This is a genomic window from Streptomyces termitum, from assembly GCF_014650175.1.
GTDB lineage: Bacteria > Actinomycetota > Actinomycetes > Streptomycetales > Streptomycetaceae > Streptomyces > Streptomyces termitum.
Genome location: NZ_BMUL01000073.1, coordinates 1 through 519 on the forward strand (window position 1 = coordinate 1; position 519 = coordinate 519).

General features: G+C 66.3%; 1 protein-coding gene. It reads left to right on the forward strand.

Annotated features, from left to right (window positions below; translation table 11 throughout):
• Positions 1-36: 36 nt before the first annotated feature.
• The coding region (locus tag IE219_RS32780) for a pathogenesis-related family 1 protein (RefSeq protein WP_189983750.1) at positions 37-519 on the forward strand (483 nt) is incomplete at its 3' end.

The window sequence follows — 519 nt, forward strand, 5'->3', positions numbered from 1 at the left end:
TAGCTAGTCATGGCATCTTCCAAGAGCAGTCTTGCAATGTTCGCACTGGCCATAGTCATGGCCGTGGTGGCTGACGTCTCGGCGCAGAACACCCCGCAGGACTTCGTCAACCTGCACAACCGCGCCCGCGCCGTGGACGGTGTCGGCCCGGTGGCGTGGGACAACAACGTGGCCAGGTTTGCGCAGGACTGGGCGGCGCAGCGCGCCGGCGATTGCCGGCTCCAGCACTCCGGCGGGCCGTTCGGCGAGAACATCTTCTGGGGTTCCGGGCAGTCGTGGACGGCCGCCGACGCGGTGAAGCTGTGGGTGGACGAGAAGCAGAACTACCATCTTGACAGCAACACCTGCGACGCCGGCAAGGTGTGCGGGCACTACACGCAGGTGGTGTGGCGCAAGTCGACCCGCATCGGCTGCGCGCGCGTGGTCTGCGCCGGGAACCGGGGCGTCTTCATCACCTGCAACTACAACCCCCCGGGCAACTTCAACGGCGAGCGCCCGTTCGCGTTCCTCACCCTTGAC